Source organism: Streptomyces glaucescens (genome assembly GCF_000761215.1).
Lineage (GTDB): Bacteria > Actinomycetota > Actinomycetes > Streptomycetales > Streptomycetaceae > Streptomyces > Streptomyces glaucescens_B.
On the sequence record NZ_CP009438.1, the window covers coordinates 2,052,338 to 2,075,468 of the forward strand.

At 72.3% G+C, this 23,131-nt stretch carries 15 protein-coding genes and 1 tRNA gene; 11 read left to right on the plus strand and 5 right to left on the minus strand.

Annotated elements, in window-relative coordinates:
- Positions 1-175 precede the first annotated feature (175 nt).
- Entirely contained in the window at positions 176-997 is an 822-nt protein-coding gene (locus SGLAU_RS08925) for a class I SAM-dependent methyltransferase (protein ID WP_043506421.1), read from the plus strand.
- A gap of 132 nt (positions 998-1,129) precedes the next feature.
- On the plus strand, positions 1,130-3,736 hold the full coding sequence (gene hrpB, locus SGLAU_RS08930) for an ATP-dependent helicase HrpB (RefSeq protein WP_043499931.1): 2,607 nt from the start codon (positions 1,130-1,132) through the stop codon (positions 3,734-3,736).
- An 88-nt stretch (positions 3,737-3,824) separates the two neighbouring features.
- Here the strand turns inward: hrpB and SGLAU_RS08935 are convergent, their stop codons facing one another.
- Positions 3,825-5,600: a lytic transglycosylase domain-containing protein gene (locus SGLAU_RS08935; protein WP_043499934.1), complete on the minus strand. Its 1,776-nt coding sequence runs from the start codon at positions 5,598-5,600 to the stop codon at positions 3,825-3,827.
- 260 nt (positions 5,601-5,860) lie between these two features.
- Between SGLAU_RS08935 and SGLAU_RS08940 the strand changes: the two genes are divergently transcribed.
- Positions 5,861-6,748: a DUF4184 family protein gene (locus SGLAU_RS08940; RefSeq protein ID WP_078957643.1), complete on the plus strand. Its 888-nt coding sequence runs from the start codon at positions 5,861-5,863 to the stop codon at positions 6,746-6,748.
- 687 nt (positions 6,749-7,435) lie between these two features.
- Here the strand turns inward: SGLAU_RS08940 and polA are convergent.
- Positions 7,436-10,162 carry a DNA polymerase I gene (gene polA, locus SGLAU_RS08945; RefSeq protein ID WP_043499935.1) on the minus strand — a complete coding sequence of 909 codons (2,727 nt, stop codon included), beginning with the start codon at positions 10,160-10,162 and terminating at the stop codon, positions 7,436-7,438.
- Between the two features lie 351 nt (positions 10,163-10,513).
- Here polA and SGLAU_RS08950 point away from each other — a divergent pair, with 351 nt between their 5' ends.
- From SGLAU_RS08950 to SGLAU_RS08980, 7 genes are all read left to right on the plus strand, one after another.
- Complete coding sequence (locus SGLAU_RS08950; protein ID WP_043499938.1) at positions 10,514-12,793, plus strand: FdhF/YdeP family oxidoreductase; 2,280 nt, start codon at positions 10,514-10,516, stop codon at positions 12,791-12,793.
- 44 nt (positions 12,794-12,837) lie between these two features.
- The gene (locus tag SGLAU_RS08955) at positions 12,838-13,326 is read left to right on the plus strand and encodes a hotdog fold thioesterase (protein WP_043499940.1); all 489 of its coding nucleotides are present in this window, start codon (positions 12,838-12,840) and stop codon (positions 13,324-13,326) included.
- A gap of 632 nt (positions 13,327-13,958) precedes the next feature.
- Complete coding sequence (locus SGLAU_RS08960) at positions 13,959-15,191, plus strand: branched-chain amino acid ABC transporter substrate-binding protein (protein ID WP_043499942.1); 1,233 nt, start codon at positions 13,959-13,961, stop codon at positions 15,189-15,191.
- 115 nt (positions 15,192-15,306) lie between these two features.
- Positions 15,307-16,236 (plus strand): branched-chain amino acid ABC transporter permease, encoded by a 930-nt coding sequence (locus SGLAU_RS08965; protein ID WP_043499944.1) that lies wholly within the window; start codon positions 15,307-15,309, stop codon positions 16,234-16,236.
- Between the two features lie 5 nt (positions 16,237-16,241).
- The gene (locus SGLAU_RS08970; protein WP_052413680.1) at positions 16,242-18,065 is read left to right on the plus strand and encodes a branched-chain amino acid ABC transporter permease; all 1,824 of its coding nucleotides are present in this window, start codon (positions 16,242-16,244) and stop codon (positions 18,063-18,065) included.
- 5 nt (positions 18,066-18,070) lie between these two features.
- Positions 18,071-18,943 carry an ABC transporter ATP-binding protein gene (locus tag SGLAU_RS08975; RefSeq protein ID WP_043506425.1) on the plus strand — a complete coding sequence of 291 codons (873 nt, stop codon included), beginning with the start codon at positions 18,071-18,073 and terminating at the stop codon, positions 18,941-18,943.
- Positions 18,940-19,656: an ABC transporter ATP-binding protein gene (locus SGLAU_RS08980; protein WP_043499946.1), complete on the plus strand. Its 717-nt coding sequence runs from the start codon at positions 18,940-18,942 to the stop codon at positions 19,654-19,656. Before SGLAU_RS08975 ends, SGLAU_RS08980 begins: the two co-directional genes overlap by 4 nt.
- 79 nt (positions 19,657-19,735) lie before the next feature.
- Here the strand turns inward: SGLAU_RS08980 and SGLAU_RS08985 are convergent, their stop codons facing one another.
- Complete coding sequence (locus SGLAU_RS08985) at positions 19,736-20,389, minus strand: ANTAR domain-containing response regulator (RefSeq protein WP_043499948.1); 654 nt, start codon at positions 20,387-20,389, stop codon at positions 19,736-19,738.
- Between the two features lie 102 nt (positions 20,390-20,491).
- On the opposite strand from SGLAU_RS08985, the gene SGLAU_RS08990 reads away from it, so the two are divergent.
- A tRNA-Leu gene (locus tag SGLAU_RS08990) sits at positions 20,492-20,564 on the plus strand.
- Between the two features lie 82 nt (positions 20,565-20,646).
- Here the strand turns inward: SGLAU_RS08990 and pyk are convergent.
- On the minus strand, positions 20,647-22,083 hold the full coding sequence (gene pyk, locus SGLAU_RS08995; RefSeq protein ID WP_043499950.1) for a pyruvate kinase: 1,437 nt from the start codon (positions 22,081-22,083) through the stop codon (positions 20,647-20,649).
- 165 nt (positions 22,084-22,248) lie between these two features.
- A complete protein-coding gene (locus SGLAU_RS09000; RefSeq protein ID WP_043499951.1) occupies positions 22,249-22,968 on the minus strand; it encodes an SIMPL domain-containing protein in 720 nt (239 codons plus the stop codon).
- Positions 22,969-23,131: the final 163 nt, after the last annotated feature.

Consider the following 23,131-nt stretch of genomic DNA (forward strand, 5'->3'; position numbering starts at 1 on the left):
GGCAGGGTCAATGCGCGAAGGCGCACACCCGGGGCGGATCGCCGCAATCCCGGCACAATCCCGTGCGGCGGCGGCCGCAAATCGGACACGCCCGGCGCTCACGCAGGCCCGGGGCGCCCCTTCGACGGCACCGCCGGGACGGGTTGGACGGAAGAGTACGACGAGGGAGCCGATCATCCAAGAGCCCGAAACCGCCGAGCCCGTGACCGAGCCGGAGGCCACCCGGCGGGACGCGGGGGTCACCGAGAGCGCCCGGGCCAACCGGGGCTGGTGGGACCGCAACGCGGACGAGTACCAGACCGAGCACGGCACGTTCCTCGGCGACGACCGGTTCGTGTGGGGCCCCGAGGGCCTGGACGAGGTGGAGGCCGGGCTGCTCGGCCCGCCGGAGGAGCTGAGCGGCAGGGACGTCCTGGAGATCGGCGCGGGGGCGGCGCAGTGCGCTCGCTGGCTGGCCGCCCAGGGGGCCCGTCCGGTCGCCCTGGACCTCTCCCACCGCCAGCTCCAGCACGCCCTGCGCATCGGCGGCTCCTTCCCGCTGGTGTGCGCCGACGCGTGCGCCCTGCCGTTCGCGGACGGCTCCTTCGACCTGGCGTGCTCGGCGTACGGCGCGCTGCCGTTCGTGGCGGACCCGCGGCTGGTGCTGCGCGAGGTGCGCCGGGTGCTGCGGCCGGGCGGCCGTTTCGTCTTCTCGGTGACCCATCCGATCCGCTGGGCCTTCCCGGACGAGCCGGGCCCGGAGGGACTGTCCGTCTCCGGCTCCTACTTCGACCGCACGCCGTACGTCGAACAGGACGAGCAGGGCCGCGCGGTCTACGTCGAGCACCACCGCACGCTCGGCGACCGGGTCCGGGACGTGGTGGCGTCCGGCTTCCGGCTGGTGGACCTGGTCGAACCGGAGTGGCCCGCGTGGAACACCTCCGAGTGGGGCGGCTGGTCGCCGCTGCGCGGCAACCTCATCCCGGGGACGGCGATCTTCGTCTGCGAGCGGGACTGAGCCGCGCCGCGCCGCCCGGCGCCGGCAGCGCGTAACGGGCGGTCCACAAGTCGACAAGTTCACGAGTCCACACACAGACAAGGATCACGCGCGCGTGAGGGGCGCCTTTTCCGTCGTACGACACTGGGGAGCGTGATCCGTTACGACGCTCTGGACGCCCTTCCCGTGCGCGGTGCCCTGCCCGCGCTGCGCGACGCCCTGGCCGGGCCCGGCGCCGCGGTGCTGGTGGCGCCGCCGGGCACCGGCAAGACGACGCTGATGCCGCTCGCGCTGGCGGGATTGCCGTCCGACGGCCCCGCACGCCGGGTGGTGGTCGCCGAGCCGCGCCGGATCGCCGCGCGGGCGGCGGCGCGGCGGATGGCCTGGCTGCTGGGCGAGAAGGCCGGCGGCACCGTCGGGTACACCGTGCGCGGGGAGCGGGTCGTCGGGCGGCACACGCGCGTGGAGGTCGTCACCACGGGTGTGCTGCTCCAGCGGCTCCAGCGCGACCAGGAGCTGACCGGGGTCGACGTGGTGGTGCTCGACGAGTGCCACGAGCGGCATCTGGACGCGGACACGGCGGCGGCGTTCCTGTGGGACGTACGGGAGGCGCTGCGGCCGGACCTGCGGCTGGTCGCCGCCTCGGCGACCACGGACGCCGAAGGGTGGGCGCGGCTGCTGGGCGGAGCACCGGTGGTCGAGGCGCGGGGCGTCTCCCACCCGGTGGAGGTCCTCTGGGCCCCGCCGCCGCGTCCCGTGCGGCCGCCGCACGGCATGCGGGTGGATCCGGCGCTGCTGACGCACGTGGCGTCGGTGGTGCGCCGGGCGCTGGCCGAACGGCCGGGGGACGTGCTGTGCTTCCTGCCCGGTGCCGGGGAGATCGCCCGGGTCGCCGGGCAGCTGGGGGACCTGGGGGACGTCGACGTGCTCCAGGTGCACGGGAGGGCGCCGGCGGCGGTGCAGGACGCGGTGCTGGTGCCGGGGACGCGCCGCCGGGTGGTGCTGTCGACGGCGGTGGCGGAGTCCTCGCTGACCGTGCCGGGGGTGCGGGTGGTCGTCGACTCGGGACTGGCCCGGGAGCCGCGTGTGGACCACGCGCGCGGGCTGAGCGCGCTGACGACCGTGCGGGCCTCGCAGGCGTCCGGGCGGCAGCGGGCGGGGCGCGCCGGGCGTGAGGCGCCGGGCGTGGTGTACCGCTGCTGGGCGGAGGCCGAGGACGCGCGGCTGCCGCGTTTCCCGGCGCCGGAGATCCAGGTGGCCGACCTGACGGCGTTCGCCCTGCAGGCCGCCTGCTGGGGCGATCCGGAGGCGAGCGGGCTGGCGCTGCTGGATCCGCCGCCCGGTGGCGCGATGGCGGCGGCGCGGCGCGTGCTGGCGGCGATCGGGGCGGTGGACCGCGCCGGCCGGGCCACGGAGCGGGGCGTCCGGCTGTCGCGGCTCGGTCTGCACCCGCGGCTGGGGCGCGCCCTGCTCGACGCCGCCCCGCTCGTCGGGGCGGACCGTGCCGCCGAGGTGGTCGCCCTGCTGAGCGAGGAGCCGCCGCGCGAGTACGGTGACGACCTCGCGGGGGCGCTGCGCGCCGCCCGGCGCGGCGGTGACGCCTACGCCGCGCGGTGGCGCACGGAGGTGCGGCGGCTGCGCGCCCTCGTGGACGCGACCGGCCCGGACCCGCGGGACGGTGGTGACCGGCCCACCGCGCGGGACGCGGTCGACGAGCGGGACGCGGTGAACGCGGTGGACGAGCGGACGGGTCCGGCCGCGTCCCCCGCCGAGCGGGCGGCCACGGGGGAGGACCGGCTCGTCGGGACTGTCGCCGCGTTCGCCTATCCGGAGCGGGTCGCCCGGGCGGACGGCGGGTCGTACCTCATGGTGTCGGGGACGCGGGCCGAGACCGGCGAGGGCAGCGCGTTGCGCGGGGCGCCGTGGATCGCCGTGGCGGTGGCCGACCGGCCGCTGGGCCGGGGGCACGCGCGGGTGCGGCTCGCGGCGGTCGTCGACGAGGAGATCGCACGGCGCTCGGCGGGGGCGCTGCTGGCCGGGGCGGACGAGATCCGCTGGACGGACGGGGACGTCGTCGCCCGCCGCGTCGAGCGGCTGGGAGCGGTCGAGCTGGCCGTGCGGCCGCTTCGGGAGCCCGCGCCCGGCCTCGTGCGGGAGGCACTGGTCGACGGGCTGCGGCGGGAGGGCTTCGGCCTGCTGCGGTGGTCCCGGGAGGCGGAGGCGCTGCGGCAGCGGCTGGCGTTCCTGCGGCTGCGGCTGGGCGATCCGTGGCCGGACGTGTCCGACGAGGCGCTGCACGCGCGCGTGGCGGAGTGGCTGGAGCCGGAGCTGGGCCGGGCCCGGCGACGCGCGGATCTGGCGCGGATCGACGCCGGGCAGTGCCTGGCCCGGCTGCTGCCGTGGGCGTCGGGGGACGCCGCGCGGCTGGACGAGCTGGCCCCGGAGCGGATCACCGTACCGAGCGGGTCGGCCGTGCGGGTCGACTACGCGGATCCCGAACGGCCGGTGCTGGCGGTGAAGTTGCAGGAGATGTTCGGGTTGCAGGAGTCACCGCGGGTCGCCGGGGTGCCGCTGCTGGTGCACCTGCTCTCCCCCGCCGGCCGCCCGGCCGCCGTCACCGCCGATCTCGCCTCCTTCTGGAAGGACGGCTACCGCGGTGTCCGCGCGGAGCTGCGCGGCCGGTACCCGAAGCATCCGTGGCCGGAGGACCCGGCCACCGCGGAGCCGACCCGGCACACCAAGGCGCGGCTCGGCCGGTGACACCGGCGCCGGTGACCGACGCCGCGTCGGTCCGGGTGCCGCCGGGGCGGGACGGGGGCCGCCGGACCGGGCGCGGCGCGGTGCGCGGTCAGGTTCCGGCCGGGGCCGGCTCGCTTTCCGGGCCGCCGGCCGGCTCGCTCTGGGACGGGCTCGGCGAGGCCGTCGGCGCCGTCACGGTCAGCTCCACGGTGAGCGTGGCGCCGCCCGTGGTGGTCAGGCGCAGCAGGAACGTGCCGACGGTGTCGTCCGCGTAAAGCTGAGGGAGCGTCAGCAGGCCGTCGGCGCCGGTCTTCAGGCCCGTGAGGGTGCGCACGGCCTTGCCGTCCGCGTCCTTGAAGTAGGGGCCCTTGTCGTTGACCGCCGGGTCGTCCGCCGCCGTGACGAGTGTCGCGGTGGCCGCGACCCCGTCGGCGACGGCGCCCCGGTACGTCGCCTTCACCTGCACCGGCTCGGCGAACGCGCCGCCCGCGACACAGGTCAGGGGGGTGCCGGTGGTGCGGACGAGGGTGTCGGCGGCCCGCGCGGTGACCGTCGCCGAGTAGTCGGCACCGGGCACGGAGCGGCCCACGACGGTGGCGCGCACCGTGAACGCGCCGGTCTTCTCGCCCGCCCGGAGCGCGGGCGCGACGGCCACACCGGTGCTGCCGGTGGCGACGGTCGCCACGGTCTCGCCGCCGGGGAAGGTGGCGTCCGTGGCCCCGACGATGGTGAAGCGGACCCGGACCCGGCCGACGCCCTCGCCGGACTCGGTCTCCGCGCGGGTGCTGATCCGCTCGCTGAACACGTCGCCCGCCATGGCGGTGAGCTGACCGGTGCCCGCGTCCTCCAGGTGGTGCACCCGGTCCGTGGCGGTCGGCGGAGTGGTGGGCGGCGGGGTGGTGGGGGGCGTCGTGGGCGGCGGCGTGGTGGTGGGCGGGGGCGTGGTCGGCCTCTGGGAGCCGCCACCGGAGGCCGGCGGCGTGGGCTTCGGCTTCACGGGCGGTCTGGACGTCGCGGGCGGCGTCGGCGTCGGGCTCGCCCCGGCGGGCGTGTCGCTGCGGCCGGACGGCAGCTGGCCGGTGCCGTCCGGGACCTCGTGGGTGCCCTTGCGGTAGTACTCCAGCCACGACAGGACCGTGTTCAGGTAGTCCGTCGAGTTGTTGTAGCTGAGGATCGCGCTGCGCAGGTCGCTCGCGGTGGACAGGTCCCAGCCGAAGCGGCACAGGTAGTGGCCGGCGGCCAGCGCGGCGTCGTAGATGTTGTTGGGGTCCTTCGCGCCGTCGCCGTTGCCGTCCCGGCCCGCCCACGCCCAGGTGGACGGGATGAACTGCATGGGGCCCACGGCACGGTCGTAGGAGGCGTCCCCGTCGTAGGCGCCGTCGTCGGTGTCGCTGATGTTGGCGAAGCCGGCACCGTTGAGCTGCGGGCCGAGGATCGGGCTGGTCGTGGTGCCGTCGGCGGACACCTGGCCGCCGCGCGCCTGCCCCGACTCCACCTTGCCGATGGCCGCGAGGAGTTCCCACGGCAGGTTGCAGCCGGGCTTCTTCTCGCGCAGCGTGGCCTCGGCCCTCTTGTAGGCGTCGAGCACCGTCGCCGGTATGCCGGCGGCGGCGTCGCCGGTGACGACCGGGGTGCCGGTGGCGCCGCTGGAGGGCGACGGGGTGGGACTGTTCAGCGGCGGCAGGTCCGTGTAGTACGGCGAGTTGCCGGTCGCGCTGTCGTCGGCGGGCGCGTCCGCGGAGGGCGCTCCGGTGGAGGTCTGTCCGCCGGCGCCGTCGGTCGTCACCTCGGGAGCCTGGGACGCGGCCAGGGCCGCGACCGCGACCGCGGCCACGGCCGTGTTCGCCGCTCCCTTGCGCAGCCTGCTGCCGAATTGCGCCGCCATGAAGTGAACCCCTCCCAACGGACGTCCCAGCGTCCGCGTCTGCCCGGTCTGTTGGCGAATTTCTGCTTTTGTGGTTTTGTTGCTCGGTTCGGCGCGCTCCCTACGCGTCGGCCCTCGCGACCCTACGACAACTTCTCGCGCCCGGGCACCGGTTGCGGGCCGATTTTCCCTACTTGGCACGCACTGGCCACCCGGACGGTTCCCCAGGTCACACGATCGGAACGCATACTGGGCGTCATCGTCCGCCCCGGGGAGCTCCGTTGCCGTTCACACTCAGCCATGCCGCGGCCGTGCTGCCCGCCGTGCGCGCCGACGGAACCGGCCGGGCGGCCCTGGTGCCGGCCGTGCTGATCGCGGGGTCGTTCGCGCCCGACATGACGTACTACGCGGCGAGTGTCCTGCCCGAGGCGATGGAGTTCGGCGAGGTCACCCACTCCTTCCCCGGGGTGCTCACGGTCGATGTGGCGGTGGCGTGGGCGCTGGTCGCGCTCTGGCTGCTGGTCCGGGAACCGCTGGTGGCGCTGCTGCCCCGCGGCCGGCAGCGGCGTCCGGCCGCCCTGCTGCGGTGCGGGACGCTCCGTGCGGGTGTGACGGCCGGTCTGGTCCTGCGCTGGTACGTCTCCGCGGTGCTCGGCGCGCTGACGCACGTGGTGTGGGACGCGTTCACCCATCTCGACCGGTGGGGCATGCGGGTGTTCCCGGTGCTGGGCCGGGAGATCGCGGGCTCGCCGCTGTACTGGTACCTGCAGTACGGCGGTTCGGCCGTCGCCGCGGTGGTGATCGGCGTGTTCGCCGCCCGGGCGCTCCGGCGCGCCCCCGCGGCCGAGCCGTCGGGGGTGCCGTCGCTGTCGTCGCGGGACCGCTGGTGGGGCGTGGCCCTGATCGGCGGTTGCGCCGCGGTCGCGGCGGTCCGGCGGGCGGTGCGGTGGTGGGAGTACTGGGGGTCCGTCGCCAAGCCCTACGAACTGATCCCGACGGTGTGCTTCGGGGCGGGGGCCGGTGTGACGGTCGGCGTGCTGCTGTACGCCGCGGGCGTCAGGATGTGGCGCCCGGCTTCGGTGCCCGGCGGCCGCGGCGCGGACGCCGTGGGCGGCGGGGACGGCGGGGGCGGCGGGGACCGGCCCCGGAGCCGTTCGGCGGCTCGCTGAGGGCGGGCACCGTCGCCGTGAACACGGTGACGGTGTAGGCCGGCCGGGGCCGCGCCGTCAGGGTGAGGAAGAGGGCCAGGCAGTCGCGGGCGAGGTCGGCCCACGGCCGCCAGGCCTCGACGGCTCCGTCGTACAGGCGCACGACGGAGGGTGTGCGGCGGCCGATCCGGTGCCGGAGGTCCACGGCGGTGCGCCGCAGGACCGTCGCGGGGCCGGGGAGGACACGGGCGGTGCTTGCGCCGGCCGAGAAGGCCGGGACCGACCGGAGCGGTGGGGCCGCCAGGCGGTGGTTGAGCATGCGTATACCCATGGCGGCATCTTGACGGGGACGGGGTGGGGGGTGCGTTTTCGCGGGGGCCACGCGAGTGACGTGCCCTCCGGGGGTGGGGCGGTTCCGTCCCGTCTGCGTGGTTTCCCGTCGTACGGGGCTGCCGGTGCGTGGTGGCTGGTCGCGCAGTTCCCCGCGCCCCTGCGGTGCGCTGCCGCGCGCGGGGCGAGCGTGCAGGCGGGGCCCCCGTGCGGGCGCGGGTGCGTTGTGGCCGGGTGCGCAGTTCCCCGCGCCCCTGCGGTGCGCTGCCGAGTGCGAGCGTGTGGGTGGGGGCGTGGGGTACCGCGCTCCTGCGCGGTGTGTGTTCGGGTGCCGGGGCGGGTGGGGTCCGGTCCGGCACCCGGGGCGGGGGCGGCCGGTCAGTGGGCCGCCGATTCCCAGTCGGGGCCGACGCCGACCGAGACGTCCAGGGGGGCCCTGAGCCGGACCGCGCCGGCCATCTCCCGGCGGACGATCTCCTCCGCGGTCTCGCGCTCGCCCGGGGCGATCTCCAGCACGATCTCGTCGTGGACCTGGAGGAGCATGCGGGAGGTCAGGCCGGCCTCGCGCAGGGCGCGGTCGACGTTCAGCATCGCGATCTTGACGATGTCCGCCGCGGTGCCCTGGATCGGCGCGTTCAGCGCCATGCGCTCGGCCATCTCGCGGCGCTGGCGGTTGTCGCTGTTCAGGTCGGGCAGGTACCGGCGGCGGCCGAACAGGGTTTCGGTGTAGCCGGTCGCGCGGGCCTCGTCGACCACCCGGCGCAGATAGTCCCGCACCCCGCCGAAGCGCTCGAAGTACGTGTCCATCAGGGCGCGGGCCTCCGCCGCGTCGATGTTCAGCTGCTGCGAGAGGCCGAACGCGGACAGGCCGTACGCCAGGCCGTACGACATCGCCTTGATCTTGCGGCGCATCTCCGCGTCCACCGCGTCCCGCTCGACCGAGAACACCTGTGAGGCGACCGTGGTGTGCAGGTCCTCGCCGGAGGTGAAGGCCTGGAGCAGGCCCTCGTCCTCGGAGAGGTGGGCCATCACCCGCAGCTCGATCTGGCTGTAGTCCGCCGTCATCAGGGACTCGAAGCCCTCGCCGACCACGAAGCCGCGCCGGATCGCCCGGCCCTCGTCGGTGCGGACGGGGATGTTCTGCAGGTTCGGGTCGGTCGACGACAGGCGGCCGGTGGCGGCGACGGTCTGGTTGAACGTCGTGTGGATGCGGCCGTCCGCCGCGATCGTCTTGATCAGGCCCTCGACCGTGACCCGGAGCTTGGCCTGCTCGCGGTGGCGGAGCATGATCACCGGCAGCTCGTTGTCCGTCTGGCCGGCGAGCCAGGCCAGGGCGTCGGCGTCGGTGGTGTAGCCGGTCTTGGTCTTCTTGGTCTTCGGCAGGCCCAGCTCGCCGAAGAGGACCTCCTGGAGCTGCTTGGGCGAGCCCAGGTTGAACTCGTGCCCGGCGGCCGCGTGGGCCTCCTTCACCGCCTGCTGGACCGCGCCGGCGAACATCTGCTCCATGGCCTCCAGGTGGGCCCGGTCCGCCGCGATGCCGTGCCGTTCCATCCGGGCCAGCAGCGCGGAGGTGGGCAGCTCCACGTCCCGCAGCAGGTCGGCCGCGCCGACCTCCGCGAGCCGGCCCTCGAAGGCCTCGCCCAGGTCGAGGACCGCCCGGGCCTGGATCATCAGCGCCTCGGCCTCGGCGCCGTCGTCCGCCCCGAAGGCGAGCTGCCCGTCGGCGGCCGCGGCGGGCGCCAGCTCGCGGTGCAGGTACTCCAGGGACAGCGCGTCCAGGTCGAAGGAGCGGCGGCCCGGCTTGACCAGGTACGCGGCGAGCGCGGTGTCCATGGTGACCCCGGCGATCGTCCAGCCGTGCTCGGCGAAGACCCGCATGGCGCCCTTGGCGTTGTGCAGGACCTTGGGCCGGTCCGCGTCGGCCAGCCAGCGGGCGAACGCCGTCTCGTCGGCCTCGTCGAGCTGGGAGGGGTCGAACCAGGCGGCCGGCCCGGCGGCGGTGGCGAGGGCGATCTCGGCCACGGAACCGCTGCCGAGCGCCCAGGTGTCGACGGTGGCGACACCGAGCGGGCCGGTGCCGTGCTCGGCGAGCCAGCCGGCCAGCTCGCCGGTGGACAGGATCCTGCCGTCCAGCTCGACGCCGTCCGCCACGACCGGGGTGGTCTCGGCCTCCTGGGCGCCGGGGTCGACGGCGAGCAGCCGCTCGCGCAGCGACGGGTTGCGGATCTCCAGGGTGTCCAGCACCATCGCGACGCCCTTGCGGTCGTACGGGGCGCGCCGGAGTTCGGTGACCGTCGCGCCGAGCGGCACCTGCCGCTCCAGCTCGGTCAGCCGGCGGTTGAGCTTGACGGCCTCCAGGTGGTCGCGCAGGTTCTGCCCGGCCTTGCCCTTGACCTCGTCGACCCGTTCGACCAGCTCCGCGAAGGACCCGAACTGGTTGATCCACTTCGCCGCGGTCTTCTCGCCGACGCCGGGGATGCCCGGGAGGTTGTCGGACGGGTCGCCGCGCAGGGCGGCGAAGTCGGGGTACTGCGCGGGCGTGAGCCCGTACTTCTCGAGGACCTTCTCCGGGGTGAAGCGGGTCAGCTCGGAGACGCCCTTGGTCGGGTAGAGCACGGTGGTGTGCTCGCTCACGAGCTGGAAGGAGTCGCGGTCGCCGGTGACGATCAGCACCTCGAAGCCCTCGGCCTCCGCCTGGGTGGCGAGGGTGGCGATCACGTCGTCCGCCTCGTACCCCTCGACCGCGAAGCGGGAGACGTGCATGGCGTCGAGGAGTTCGCCGATCAGCTCGACCTGGCCCTTGAACTCGTCGGGGGTCTTGGAGCGGTTCGCCTTGTACTCGGTGAACTCCTCCGAGCGCCAGGTCTTGCGGGAGACGTCGAAGGCCACCGCGAAGTGCGTGGGCTCCTCGTCACGCAGGGTGTTGGCGAGCATCGACGCGAAGCCGTAGATCGCGTTCGTCGGCTGGCCCGTCGCGGTCGTGAAGTTCTCCGCGGGCAGCGCGAAGAACGCGCGGTAGGCCAGGGAGTGCCCGTCCATGAGCATCAGCCGGGGACGGCTCCCGCCGGAGGGGTTGTCGGTCGTCTTCGATGCTGTCTCTGCCACGTCTCCGATCCTGCCACGACCCACTGACAGCCGGCCCCCACGCCATGGCGGCACCGGGCCGCGGGGGCGGGGCCGCACGGCGGGGCGCGGAGGCGCGGGCACGCGGCGGGGCGTGAAGGCGGGGGCGCGAGGCGGGGCGTGAAGGCGGGGGCGCGAGGCGGGTCGCGGAGGCGGGCGGGCGCGGGCGGGCGCGGGCGGGCACCGCCCGCGCCCGCCCGTCCGCCCGGGGGCTCTCGCCGTCGGTGCCACGTGCGAGGATCGGAGACGTACCTCACACAGAACGAGGCGGAGCGCGAGCCGGCCCCCGCGGCCGGCGCCCCGCCCTCGCCCGCGGCCGAAGGAGAGCGTGCGATGGCAAGGAAGCCGCCCAAGGCTGATCCGGTTCAGGACGCCCCGCAGGTCGCCGAGCCGAAGCACGCGGCGGCGGGGCTGCCCGCCGTCGGGCACACCCTGCGCGCCGCCCAGCGGCAGATGGGGCTCAGGCGCACCGCGCTGACCCTGCTGAGCGTCAACCAGAAGGACGGCTTCGACTGCCCGGGCTGCGCCTGGCCCGAACCGGACAAGCGGCACGCCGCGGAGTTCTGCGAGAACGGCGCGAAGGCGGTGGCGGAGGAGGCGACGCTGCGCCGGGTCACCCCCGAGTTCTTCGCCGCCCACCCGGTCGCCGACCTGGCCCGCCGCAGCGGCTACTGGCTCGGCCAGCAGGGCCGCCTCACCCACCCCGTGTACCTGCCGGAGGGCGGCACGCACTACGAGCCGGTGACCTGGGAGCGCGCCTTCGGCATCGTCGCGGAGGAGATCGCCGCCCTCTCCTCGCCGGACGAGGCGGTCTTCTACACCTCGGGCCGCACCAGCAACGAGGCCGCGTTCCTCTACCAGCTGTTCGCCCGCGAACTGGGCACGAACAACCTGCCGGACTGCTCGAACATGTGCCATGAGTCGTCGGGCTCGGCGCTGACCGAGACCCTCGGCATCGGCAAGGGCAGCGTCCTCCTGGACGACCTGCACCAGGCGGACCTGATCATCGTCGCGGGCCAGAACCCGGGCACGAACCACCCGCGCATGCTCTCCGCCCTGGAGAAGGCGAAGGCGGGCGGCGCGAGGATCATCAGCGTGAACCCGCTGCCCGAGGCGGGCCTGGAGCGCTTCAAGAACCCGCAGACACCGCAGGGCATGCTGAGGGGCGCCGCCCTCACCGACCTGTTCCTCCAGATTCGCATCGGCGGCGACCAGGCACTCTTCCGGCTGCTCAACAAGCTGATCATCGAGACGGAGGGCGCGGTCGACGAGGAGTTCGTCCGCGCACACACGCACGGGTACGAGGAGTTCGCCGAGGCGGCCCGCGCGGCCGACTGGGACGAGACGCTCGCGGCGACGGGCCTGGCCCGGGAGGAGATCGAGCGGGCCCTCGGCCTGGTGCTGGCCTCGCGGCGCACCATCGTCTGCTGGGCGATGGGCCTGACCCAGCACAAGCACTCGGTGCCGACCATCCGCGAGGTGGTCAACTTCCTGCTGCTGCGCGGGAACATCGGCCGCCCGGGTGCGGGTGTGTGCCCGGTGCGCGGTCACTCCAACGTGCAGGGCGACCGCACCATGGGCATCTTCGAGCGCCCCGCGCCCGCCTTCCTGGACGCCCTGGAGAGGGAGTTCGGCTTCGCTCCCCCGCGCGAGCACGGCTATGACGTCGTCCGGGCCATCCGCGCGCTGCGCGACGGCGAGGCGAAGGTCTTCTTCGCGATGGGCGGCAACTTCGTCTCCGCCTCCCCCGACACGGAGGTCACGGAGGCGGCAATGCGCCGGGCCCGGCTCACCGTGCACGTGTCGACGAAGCTGAACCGTTCGCACGTCGTCACGGGGGCGCGGGCGCTGATCCTGCCGACCCTCGGCCGCACCGAGCGCGATGTCCAGGCCGGCGGTGAGCAGTTCGTGACGGTGGAGGACTCCATGGGCATGGTGCACGCCTCGCGCGGGCGCCTGGAGCCGGCGAGCCCGCACCTGCTGTCCGAGCCGGCCATCGTGTGCCGTCTGGCCCGCCGGGTGCTCGGCGACGCGAGCAAGGTGCCGTGGGAGGAGTTCGAGAGGGACTACGCGACGATCCGGGACCGCATCGCGCGGGTGATCCCCGGCTTCGAGGACTTCAACGCGCGCGTGGCCGTCCCCGGCGGTTTCGCCCTGCCGCACGCGCCGCGCGACGAGCGGCGCTTCCCGACGGCGACCGGCAAGGCCAACTTCACCGCGGCGCCGGTGGAGTGGCCGGAGCTGCCCGAGGGCCGCCTGCTGCTGCAGACGCTGCGCTCGCACGACCAGTACAACACCACGATCTACGGCCTGGACGACCGCTACCGGGGCATCCGCAACGGGCGCCGGGTGGTGCTGGTCAACCCGGAGGACGCCGCCGCCCTGCGCCTCGCGGACGGGGCGTACGTCGACCTGGTGAGCGAGTGGAGGGACGGCGTGGAGCGGCGGGCGCCCGGCTTCCGGGTGGTGCACTACCCGACCGCGCGGGGCTGCGCCGCCGCGTACTACCCGGAGACCAACGTCCTGGTGCCGCTGGACGCCACCGCGGACACCAGCAACACCCCGGCCAGCAAGTCCGTCGTCGTCCGTCTGGAACAATCGGCGACCGACTGAGCGTTTGCTCAGCCAGCAGGACGACAGACGAACGGAGCCGGTCCATGGGCGAGCAGCACACCGTGAAGTTCCCGCAAGAGGTCATCGACGAGTACGCCTCGCTCGGTGTGGATCTGCCCGCGCTGTTCTCGGCCGGGCACCTCGGCACGCGGATGGGCGTGCAGATCCTGGAGGCCTCGCCGGAACGGGTCGTCGGCACCATGCCGGTGGAGGGCAACACCCAGCCGTACGGGCTGCTGCACGGCGGCGCCTCGGCGGTGCTGGCGGAGACGCTGGGCTCGGTGGGCTCGATGCTGCACGGCGGTGTCTCGAAGATCGCCGTCGGGGTGGACCTGAACTGCACGCACCACCGCGGGGTGCGTTCGGGTCTGGTCACCGGTGTGGCCACGCCGCTGCACCGGGGCCGGTCGACGGCGACGTACGAGATCGTGATCAGCGACGAGGAGGGCCGGCGGGTGTGCAGCGCGCGGCTGACCTGTGTGCTGCGCGAGGTGACCCCCGACGACGCGAAGCGGGCGGCCTCCCTGGGCTGACGCTGCGTCACCCGCGCCAACCGCCGCCGTGCGACGGTCCGTTGCCCCGGACCGTCGCACGGCGGCTTTTTGGTGCATGGACCACGCAATTCCGTAACGGCTATTTCACCCCCCTTTCCGGACGAAGAGCGAACGAAGAGCGGATTCCGTCGCAAGATCGCCCGCCCGGCGAAATGATCGATCAGGCGGACCCGCCACGGAACGCCGGACTCCCTTTCCATGGGGTAACTCTTCGTAATACGCGCGCAATACGGCGGGGCGGCTTTCCGTGCGCGCCGAGGCCCCGCCCGGCCGCTCCCCCAGGCCCCACCGGTGGCCTGGAGCAACGATTCCGCGACATCAGCAAAATGCAAGAACACTGCTGATAAGAGCCAGCCGGGGCCTGCAAGTCTCACGATATGGACCGGGCGAATCAGCCAGAATTCCGCGCTTCCACCCGGCAAGTACCGCTCTGCATTACGTCGTGTCATAACAAGAGCGTCACAGCCTTGGACAGACCCTCCTCCACGTATCCCACACACGCTTAGAGTCACGCCCAGTCACCGCGCCAACGGATTCGAAGTTCCTTCGGTCCCGCGCTCGACTCGACGTGCTCCACCGGGAGCCGCCGTGCCAGGGAAAGGACCTGATTCGTGCGTCAACGTTCGCTCCTCGCCATCACCGCCGCCTTGGCGGCGGGATCGCTCACCCTCACCGCATGCGGGTCGCGCGACGACAGCAGCAACGGCAGCGGTGGCGGCGACAAGACCACCGTCGTGATCGGCGTCGACGCCCCCCTCACGGGTGACCTCTCCGCTCTCGGACTCGGCATCCGCAACTCCGCCGAGCTGGCCGTGAAGACGGCCAACAAGGAGGAGTACGTCAAGGGCATCGAGTTCAAGCTGGAGCCCCTGGACGACCAGGCCCAGCCCTCCGTCGGCCAGCAGAACGCCCAGAAGTACATCAGCAACAAGGACGTCCTCGGCGTCGTCGGCCCGCTGAACTCCAGCGTGTCGCAGCAGATGCAGAAGCCGTTCAACGACGCCGGCCTGGTGCAGGTCTCCCCCGCCAACACCGGTACGGAGCTGACCCAGGGCGACGGCTGGAAGACCGGCAACTCGGTCCGCCAGTTCAAGACGTTCTTCCGCACGGCCACCACGGACGAGGTCCAGGGCGCCTTCGCCGCCGAGTACCTCTACAACAAGGCCGGCATCAAGAAGGTCTACCTGATCGACGACCAGAAGACCTACGGCGCGGGTCTCGCCGCCTCCTTCAAGACGAACTTCACCAAGCTCGGTGGCAAGATCGTCGGCAGCGACCACGTGAACCCCGACGACCGTGACTTCAACTCCGTCGTCGCCAAGATCAAGAAGACCGGCGCCGAGGCCCTCTACTACGGCGGCGAGTACCCGGCCGCCGCGCCCCTGAGCCAGCAGCTCAAGGACAGCGGCCAGAACATCCCGCTGATGGGCGGCGACGGCATCGTCTCCGGCGACTACCCGAAGCTGAACAAGAAGGCCGAAGGCGACCTCGGCACCTCGGTCGGCAAGCCCGTCGAGCAGCTCGACTCCGCCAAGAAGTTCATCGCGGACTACAAGGCCGCGGGCTACGAGGACCCCTACGAGGTCTACGGCGGTCTCACCTACGACGCCACCTGGTCGATCATCGAGGCCGTCAAGCTGGCGGTCGAGGGCAACGACGGCGAGCTCCCGTCGGACGCGCGCAAGGCCGTGCTGGACGCGATGAGCAAGGTCAAGTTCGACGGTGTCACCGGCACCATCTCGTTCGACGAGTTCGGTGACACCACCAACACGCTGATGACCGCCTACAAGATCAAGAAGAACGCGTGGGCGCCCGAGTTCAGCGGCTCCCCGAAGCTGGACTGAGCAGAGGACGAGTAACCGGCTCCACCACATCACACATTGATCCAGGCCGCGCGGGCGCGCCCACCAGCGCACCCGCGCGGCGCCGTATCCGAACCCATCCCACGGAGGCCCTGCGGTGAACGAACTGCCGCAACAGCTGGCCAATGGACTCATCCTCGGCGCGATGTACGGACTCATCGCGATCGGCTACACGATGGTCTACGGCATCGTCCAGCTCATCAACTTCGCCCACGGCGAGATCTTCATGGTCGGGGGCTTCGGAGCCCTGACCGTCTGGCTCATACTTCCCGACGGCTTCGCCCTCGGCGCGGCCGTCCCGCTGATGATCATCGGCGGCATCCTCGTCTCGGTGGCGGTCGCCACCGCGGCGGAACGGTTCGCCTACCGGCCGCTGCGCACCGCGCCACGGCTCGCCCCCCTGATCACCGCGATCGGTCTGTCCATCGTCCTCCAGCAGGTCGTGTGGATGTGGTACCCCGACGCGAAGAAGGACCACCCCTTCCCGCAGTTCGAGGGCGAGGCCATCGACATCCTCGGCGCCGGCATCCAGCGCGGCGACCTCTTCGTGCTGATCGCCGCCCCGCTGTGCATGCTCGCCCTCGGCCTCTTCGTGACGAAGACCCGCTCCGGCCGCGGTATGCAGGCCACCGCCCAGGACCCGGACACGGCCAAGCTGATGGGCATCAACACCGACCGCATCATCGTGATGGCCTTCGCCATCGGTGCCGCGTTCGCCGCCATCGCCGCGGTCGCGTACGGCCTGAAGAACGGCCAGGTCGGCTTCCGCATGGGCTTCCTGATGGGCCTGAAGGCGTTCACCGCCGCCGTGCTCGGCGGCATCGGCAACATCTACGGCGCCATGCTCGGCGGACTCGTGCTCGGCGTCGCCGAGTCCCTGGCCACCGGCTACGTCGGCGACATCCCCGGCATGGAACTGTTCGGCGGCGGCGCCTGGAAGGACGTGTGGGCGTTCTCGCTGCTCATCCTCGTCCTGCTCTTCAGGCCACAGGGCCTGCTCGGCGAACGCGTCGCGGATCGGGCGTGATACCCATGACGAACACCACCGACACCATCGTCGACACCACCAAGGTGTCCACCGCCCCGGCCACCCCGATCGTGCCGCTGCCGCCCGCCGCGGCCCGCGCGACCGCCGTCGCCGGCTCCGCCGTCGCCCTCGTCGGCACCTTCCTCGCCTGGACCTGGACCAAGGAGTTCCCCGGCAACCTCACGGTCACCGGCTACCCCGGCGGTCTCCAGGTGCTCACCCTGGTGGGCTCCCTGCTCACCCTGCTGTTCGCCGTCTCCGGCTACGGGGTCAAGGGCCTGCGCTGGCTCACCCCCGGCGGCACCAACAGCCCCGTGCTGCTGGGCGCCCTCGGCGTCCTCGGCACCACCGGCTACGCCCTCGGCGCGATCTCCTACGAGCTGGGCGGCGTGGTCAACCTGGAGCCCGGCGCCTACGTCTCCGGCGCCGGCGCGCTGCTCGCGGTGATCGGCGCCCTCGGCCTCCCGGTCGACCAGCCGTACGACCCGAGCGACCCGCACCCCCACCTGTGGGGCCGGATTCGCCACGCGCTGACCGCTCCCGAGCCCGCCCGGGCGAGGGAACTGCCCTCCTGGGCGGAGATCCTGATCATCGCCGCGGGCTTCGGCGCCGGCCTGTACGTCTTCGCGTACGGCATCGGCACGGAGTACTCCGAGCTGTTCATCGGCTTCCTGATCGTCACGGGGTTCGGTTTCACGGCCGTCACCCGCGCGGGTCTGCTGAAGCGGCTGTCGGCGCTGACCGCCAAGCACCGCAACGTCGCCATGGCGGCGGCGTTCGTCGCGGCGATCTGCTTCCCGTTCACCCAGACGAACGACCAGTACGCCCTGATCGGCGCGAACATCCTGATCTTCGCCACGGTCGCCCTGGGCCTGAACGTGGTCGTCGGTCTCGCCGGTCTCCTCGACCTCGGTTACGTCGCCTTCCTCGGCGTCGGCGCCTACGCCGCCGCCCTGGTCTCCGGCTCCCCGCAGTCGACGATCGGCGTGCACTTCCCGTTCTGGGCGGCCGTGCTCACCGGTGCCCTCGCCTCGCTGGTCTTCGGCGTGGTGATCGGCGCCCCGACCCTGCGGCTGCGCGGCGACTACCTCGCCATCGTGACGCTCGGCTTCGGTGAGATCTTCCGCATCACCATGAACAACCTGAACGGCAACAGCGGCCCGGACGTCACCAACGGCTCCAACGGCATCCCGAACATCCCCGACCTGGAGATCTTCGGGTTCAACCTGGGCCTGTCGCACAGCGTCCTGGGCCACGAGCTGACCCGCTCGGGCAACTACTACCTGATGATGCTGCTGTTCACGGCCATCGTGGTGCTGGTCTTCCGCCGCTCGGCGGAGTCCCGCATCGGCCGCGCCTGGGTCGCCATCCGCGAGGACGAGACCGCCGCCACCGCGATGGGCATCAACGGCTTCCGCCTCAAGCTGCTCGCGTTCGCGCTCGGCGCGTGCCTCGCCGGCCTGGCCGGCACCGTCCAGGCGCACGTGTCGTACAGCGTCACCCCCGAGCAGTACCAGTTCGCCGGTTCCGTGCCGCCGAACTCGGCCTTCCTGCTCGCCGCCGTCATCCTCGGCGGCATGGGCACCATCAGCGGCCCGCTGATCGGCGCCGCGCTGCTCTACCTGATCCCGGCCAAGCTCCAGTTCATGGCCGAGTACCAGCTGCTGCTCTTCGGTGTCGCGCTGATGCTGCTCATGCGGTTCCGTCCGGAGGGCCTGGTCGCCGACCGCAGGAAGCAGCTCGAATTCCACGAGACCGGACAGCTCGACGTACCGGAGGACAAGTCGCTGCCCGAGGGCGCGACCGGCGTCGCCAAGGCAGGGGCGTGACCGCCATGACCACCACCACGACCGCACCCACCAGCACCGCGGTGCTCGACGCCAGCGGCGTCACGATGCGCTTCGGCGGCCTGACCGCCGTCCGCGGCGTCGACCTCACCGTGAACACCGGGGAGATCGTCGGCCTCATCGGCCCCAACGGCGCCGGGAAGACGACCTTCTTCAACTGCCTGACCGGCCTGTACGTGCCGACCGAGGGCAAGGTCGCCTACAAGGGCTCCGTCCTGCCGCCCAAGCCGCACCTGGTCACCCAGGCCGGCATCGCCCGTACGTTCCAGAACATCCGGCTCTTCGCCAACATGACCGTTCTGGAGAACGTGCTCGTCGGACGGCACACCCGCACCAAGGAGGGCCTCTGGTCGGCGCTGCTGCGGCTGCCCGGCTTCAAGCGGGCCGAGCAGGAGTCGCGCGAACGGGCCATGGAACTCCTCGAGTTCACCGGCCTCGCCGCCAAGGCCGACCACCTGGCCCGCAACCTGCCCTACGGCGAGCAGCGCAAGCTGGAGATCGCCCGGGCGCTGGCGAGCGAGCCGGGCCTGCTCCTGCTGGACGAGCCGACCGCCGGCATGAACCCGCAGGAGACCCGGGCCGCCGAGGAACTGATCTTCGCGATCCGGGACAAGGGCATCGCCGTCCTCGTCATCGAGCACGACATCCGGTTCATCATGAACCTCTGCGACCGGGTCGCCGTGCTGGTCCAGGGCGAGAAGATCGTCGAGGGCCCCGCCGAGGTCGTCCAGGCCGACGAGCGCGTGATCGCCGCCTACCTCGGTGAGCCCTTCGAGGGCGCGCCGGGCAAGGAGGAGGCCGCGGAGGTCGAAGCCGCGGAGGCCGAGGCGCACAGCACCATGGAAGGGGACGACAAGTGACCGCTCTGCTGGAGGTCGAGGACCTCAGGGTCGCCTACGGCAAGATCGAGGCCGTCAAGGGCATCTCGTTCAAGGTGGACGCGGGCGAGGTCGTCACCCTCATCGGCACCAACGGCGCCGGCAAGACGACCACGCTGCGCACCCTGTCCGGGCTGCTGACGCCGGTCTCCGGCGACATCCGGTTCGACGGCAGGTCGCTGAAGAGGGTCCCCGCGCACAAGGTCGTCTCGCTGGGCCTCGCCCACTCCCCCGAGGGGCGGCACATCTTCCCCCGGATGACGATCGAGGACAACCTCCGGCTCGGTGCGTTCCTGCGCAACGACAAGGAGGGCATCGAGAAGGACATCCAGCGCGCCTACGACCTGTTCCCGATCCTCGGGGAGCGGCGCAAGCAGGCCGCGGGCACCCTCTCCGGCGGTGAGCAGCAGATGCTCGCCATGGGCAGGGCGCTGATGTCCCGGCCGAAGCTGCTCATGCTCGACGAACCCTCGATGGGCCTGTCGCCGATCATGATGCAGAAGATCATGGCCACCATCCAGGAGCTGAAGTCCCAGGGCACCACGATCCTGCTCATCGAGCAGAACGCCCAGGCGGCGCTCTCGCTGGCCGACCACGGCCACGTCATGGAGGTCGGCAAGATCGTGCTCTCCGGGTCCGGGCAGGACCTGCTGCACGACGAGTCGGTGCGCAAGGCGTACCTGGGCGAGGACTAGGACCTCGTGAACGGCTGACCGCCGCTTCCCCACCGGGGGAAGCGGCGGTCCTGTTCATGTCGTGAAGGACCGGCCGGGCTCAGCCCTTGGCGGCCTTCTTCTCCTCGGCGTCCTGGATGACGGCCTCGGCGACCTGCTGCATGGACATCCGGCGGTCCATGGAGGTCTTCTGGATCCAGCGGAACGCGGCGGGCTCGGTCAGGCCGTACTCCGTCTGGAGGATGGACTTGGCGCGGTCGACCAGCTTGCGGGTCTCCAGCCGCTGGGAGAGGTCGGCGACCTCCTTCTCCAGCTCCTTGAGCTGTGTGTACCGCGAGACGGCCATCTCGATCGCCGGGACGACGTCGCTCTTGCTGAAGGGCTTGACCAGGTAGGCCATGGCGCCGGCGTCCCGCGCCCGCTCGACCAGGTCGCGCTGGGAGAAGGCGGTGAGCATCAGCACCGGGGCGATGGACTCCTCGGTGATCTTCTCGGCCGCGGAGATGCCGTCGAGCTTGGGCATCTTCACGTCGAGGATCACGAGGTCCGGCCGGTGCTCGCGGGCCAGTTCCACGGCCTGCTCGCCGTCGCCGGCCTCGCCGACGACCGTGTAGCCCTCTTCCTCCAGCATTTCTTTGAGGTCGAGCCGGATCAGGGCCTCGTCCTCGGCGATGACGACTCGGGTCGTCAGCGGAGGCACGTGCGACTTGTCGTCGTCGGGCGCGTCTACGGGCTGGGGCGACTCGGCGGTCACGGGGGCTCCTTGTTCAGGGCAGGGGTACTGCTGACAAGAGCCTACCTAGCTACGGTAAGGTGGGGACACGGCGGGTAGCCGCCGACCTTCTTTTCGAAGGGCGCCCCGGTAGCCCAGCGGTAGAGGCAATGGTCTCAAACACCATCCAGCGTCGGTTCGAATCCGACCCGGGGTACTTTTCCTTAGACTTCAAGGTCACGCAAAAGCGGATGTCCACCCTTTGGTGAACATCCGCTTTCCTCATTTCCGCGGTGAACTTATCGCCTGCCGCGTTCCTCGCCGATGTGGTGCACGTGCACGAGATTGGTGGTGCCGGAGACACCGGGGGGCGAGCCGGCCGTGATCACCACGGTGTCCCCCTTTTCGCAGCGGCCGTATTTCGTGAGCAGTTCGTCGACCTGGTCGACCATGGCGTCGGTGGATTCCACCCGCGGGCCGAGGAAGGTCTCGACCCCCCAGGTCAGGCTGAGCTGCGAACGAGTGGCCGGGTCCGGGGTGAAGGCGAGCAGCGGGATCGGGGAGCGGTAGCGGGACAGGCGGCGGGCCGTGTCACCGGACTGGGTGAACGCGACCAGGAACCTCGCGCCCAGGAAGTCCCCCATCTCGGCCGCCGCGCGGGCCACGGCCCCGCCCTGGGTGCGGGGCTTGCTGCGCTCGGTCAGCGGCGGCAGGCCCTTGGCGAGGAGGTCCTCCTCGGCCGCCTCGACGATCTTCGCCATCGTCCGGACCGTCTCCACCGGGTACTTGCCCACGCTGGTCTCGCCGGACAGCATCACCGCGTCCGTGCCGTCGATCACCGCGTTGGCGACGTCGCTCGCCTCGGCCCGGGTGGGCCGGGAGTTCTCGATCATCGAGTCGAGCATCTGGGTGGCGACGATCACCGGCTTGGCGTTGCGCCGGGCCAGCTTGACCGCCCGCTTCTGGACGATCGGCACCTGCTCCAGCGGCATCTCCACGCCGAGGTCGCCGCGGGCCACCATGATGCCGTCGAAGGCGGCCACGATGTCCTCGATGTTCTCCACCGCCTGCGGCTTCTCGACCTTGGCGATCACCGGGAGGCGGCGGCCCTCCTCGTCCATGATGCGGTGCACGTCCTCGACGTCCCGGCCGCTGCGCACGAACGACAGCGCGATGACGTCGAAGCCGGTGCGCAGGGCCCAGCGCAGGTCCGCCTCGTCCTTCTCGGAGAGCGCGGGGACCGAGACGGCGACGCCGGGAAGGTTCAGCCCCTTGTGGTCGGAGACCATGCCCCCCTCGACGACCCGGGTGCGGACCCGGGGCCCGTCGACCCCGGTGACCTCCAGGGTGACCTTGCCGTCGTCGACGAGGATGCGCTCGCCGGGCGTGACGTCTCCGGGGAGCCCCTTGTACGTCGTCCCGCAGGACTGCCGGTCGCCCTCGGCGCCGTCCTCGGCGGTGATGGTGAAGGTGTCGCCGCGTTCGAGGAGAACCGGCCCTTCGGTGAAACGGCCGAGGCGGATCTTCGGGCCCTGGAGGTCGGCGAGGATCCCGACGCTGCGGCCGGTCTCGTCGGCGGCTTTGCGGACCCGCCGGTAACGCTCCTCGTGTTCGGCGTGGCCGCCGTGGCTGAGGTTGAATCGGGCCACGTCCATTCCCGCGTCGACCAGGGCTTTGATCTGGTCGTACGAGTCGGTGGCGGGCCCAAGGGTACAGACGATCTTTGCTCGGCGCATGAGGCGAGCCTAGGGCTTACCCGCGGGTAGACAATTGGCCGGGCGTGACGACTCAACAACCATCGCATGAAGGGGTGTTGACAAGCGCCGAATTGTGCGCCAGGGCGCTCTGATGAGCAATTCCGCAACTCCTTTCCCGGACGCGCCCTTTCCCCGCGGAATTTCCTACAGCCGGGGCGGCGCCATGGTGAAGCGCGCGTCGACCGCGGCGAACACCTCTTGGCGCTGCGGTTCCAGGTCGAGCGACGGGGCCGTCTCCGCCGCGCCCGCGAGGGCATGGGCCGCTGCCCGGGTGCGCCCCGGAGCCGCCGGGAAGACCGGCACCGCGGGCCCTTCCGCGCCGATGTCGGCGAGTTCGACCAGGGCCGCGAGGGTGGTGTCCAGCGCCTCGGCGTACTCGCGGGCGCGCTGCACCGCCTCCCGGACCGCCTGCCTGCGGGCCTCCCGGTAGGCGGGCGAGTCCCGGCGCAGGGACCACCAGGGGCCGTCGACCCGGGTCAGCTCCAGGTCGGCCAGCCGCGTGGTCAGGTCACCGAGCGCGGTGAAGTCCGACAGCTCGGCGGTGACCCGGACGCTCCCGTGGTAGGTGCGGACGCGCTCGCCCCTGCCGTGCCCGGCGAGTTCCGGCGTGAGGGAGAAGGCGCCGGTCTCCAGCCGTTCCACCGCGTCCCCGCAGGACTTCACCAGGTCCAGGACGGCCGCGTTGCGGCGGGTCAGGTCCCCCAGGGCGGCGCGCCGGTCACGGCCGCGGACGCTGACGGTGATGCCGATCCGGGCGACCTCCGGATCGACCTCGAGACGGGCCTCCCCGCGCACGGCGATGCGCGGGGCCTCGGGGGTCCCGTAGGGGACGGCGGGCCGGGCTTCGGCGTCAGGGGTCGTCATACGCCCACTGTGCCAGCCCCGGTCCGTGACCGACCCCGCGATGCCAGGCCGGGGAGTCCGGACCGGCCGCGGTCACCAGATCGCAACCTCGCGGGCCTGTTGCCGTCCGTCATGCACGGGTCAGAATCTACGCGCGTCCGTCTACGCGCGTCATCGAAACGCC

Bases quoted from the DNA above. Each gene is read 5' to 3' on its own strand.
- SGLAU_RS08955 (WP_043499940.1), top strand. From the start codon at position 12,838: ATGGGCGAGCAGCACACCGTGAAGTTCCCGCAAGAGGTCATCGACGAG.
- SGLAU_RS08975 (WP_043506425.1), top strand. From the start codon at position 18,071: ATGACCACCACCACGACCGCACCCACCAGCACCGCGGTGCTCGACGCC.
- pyk (WP_043499950.1), bottom strand. From the start codon at position 22,083: ATGCGCCGAGCAAAGATCGTCTGTACCCTTGGGCCCGCCACCGACTCG.
- SGLAU_RS08950 (WP_043499938.1), top strand. From the start codon at position 10,514: ATGGCAAGGAAGCCGCCCAAGGCTGATCCGGTTCAGGACGCCCCGCAG.
- SGLAU_RS09000 (WP_043499951.1), bottom strand. From the start codon at position 22,968: ATGACGACCCCTGACGCCGAAGCCCGGCCCGCCGTCCCCTACGGGACC.
- SGLAU_RS08935 (WP_043499934.1), bottom strand. From the start codon at position 5,600: ATGGCGGCGCAATTCGGCAGCAGGCTGCGCAAGGGAGCGGCGAACACG.
- SGLAU_RS08970 (WP_052413680.1), top strand. From the start codon at position 16,242: ATGACGAACACCACCGACACCATCGTCGACACCACCAAGGTGTCCACC.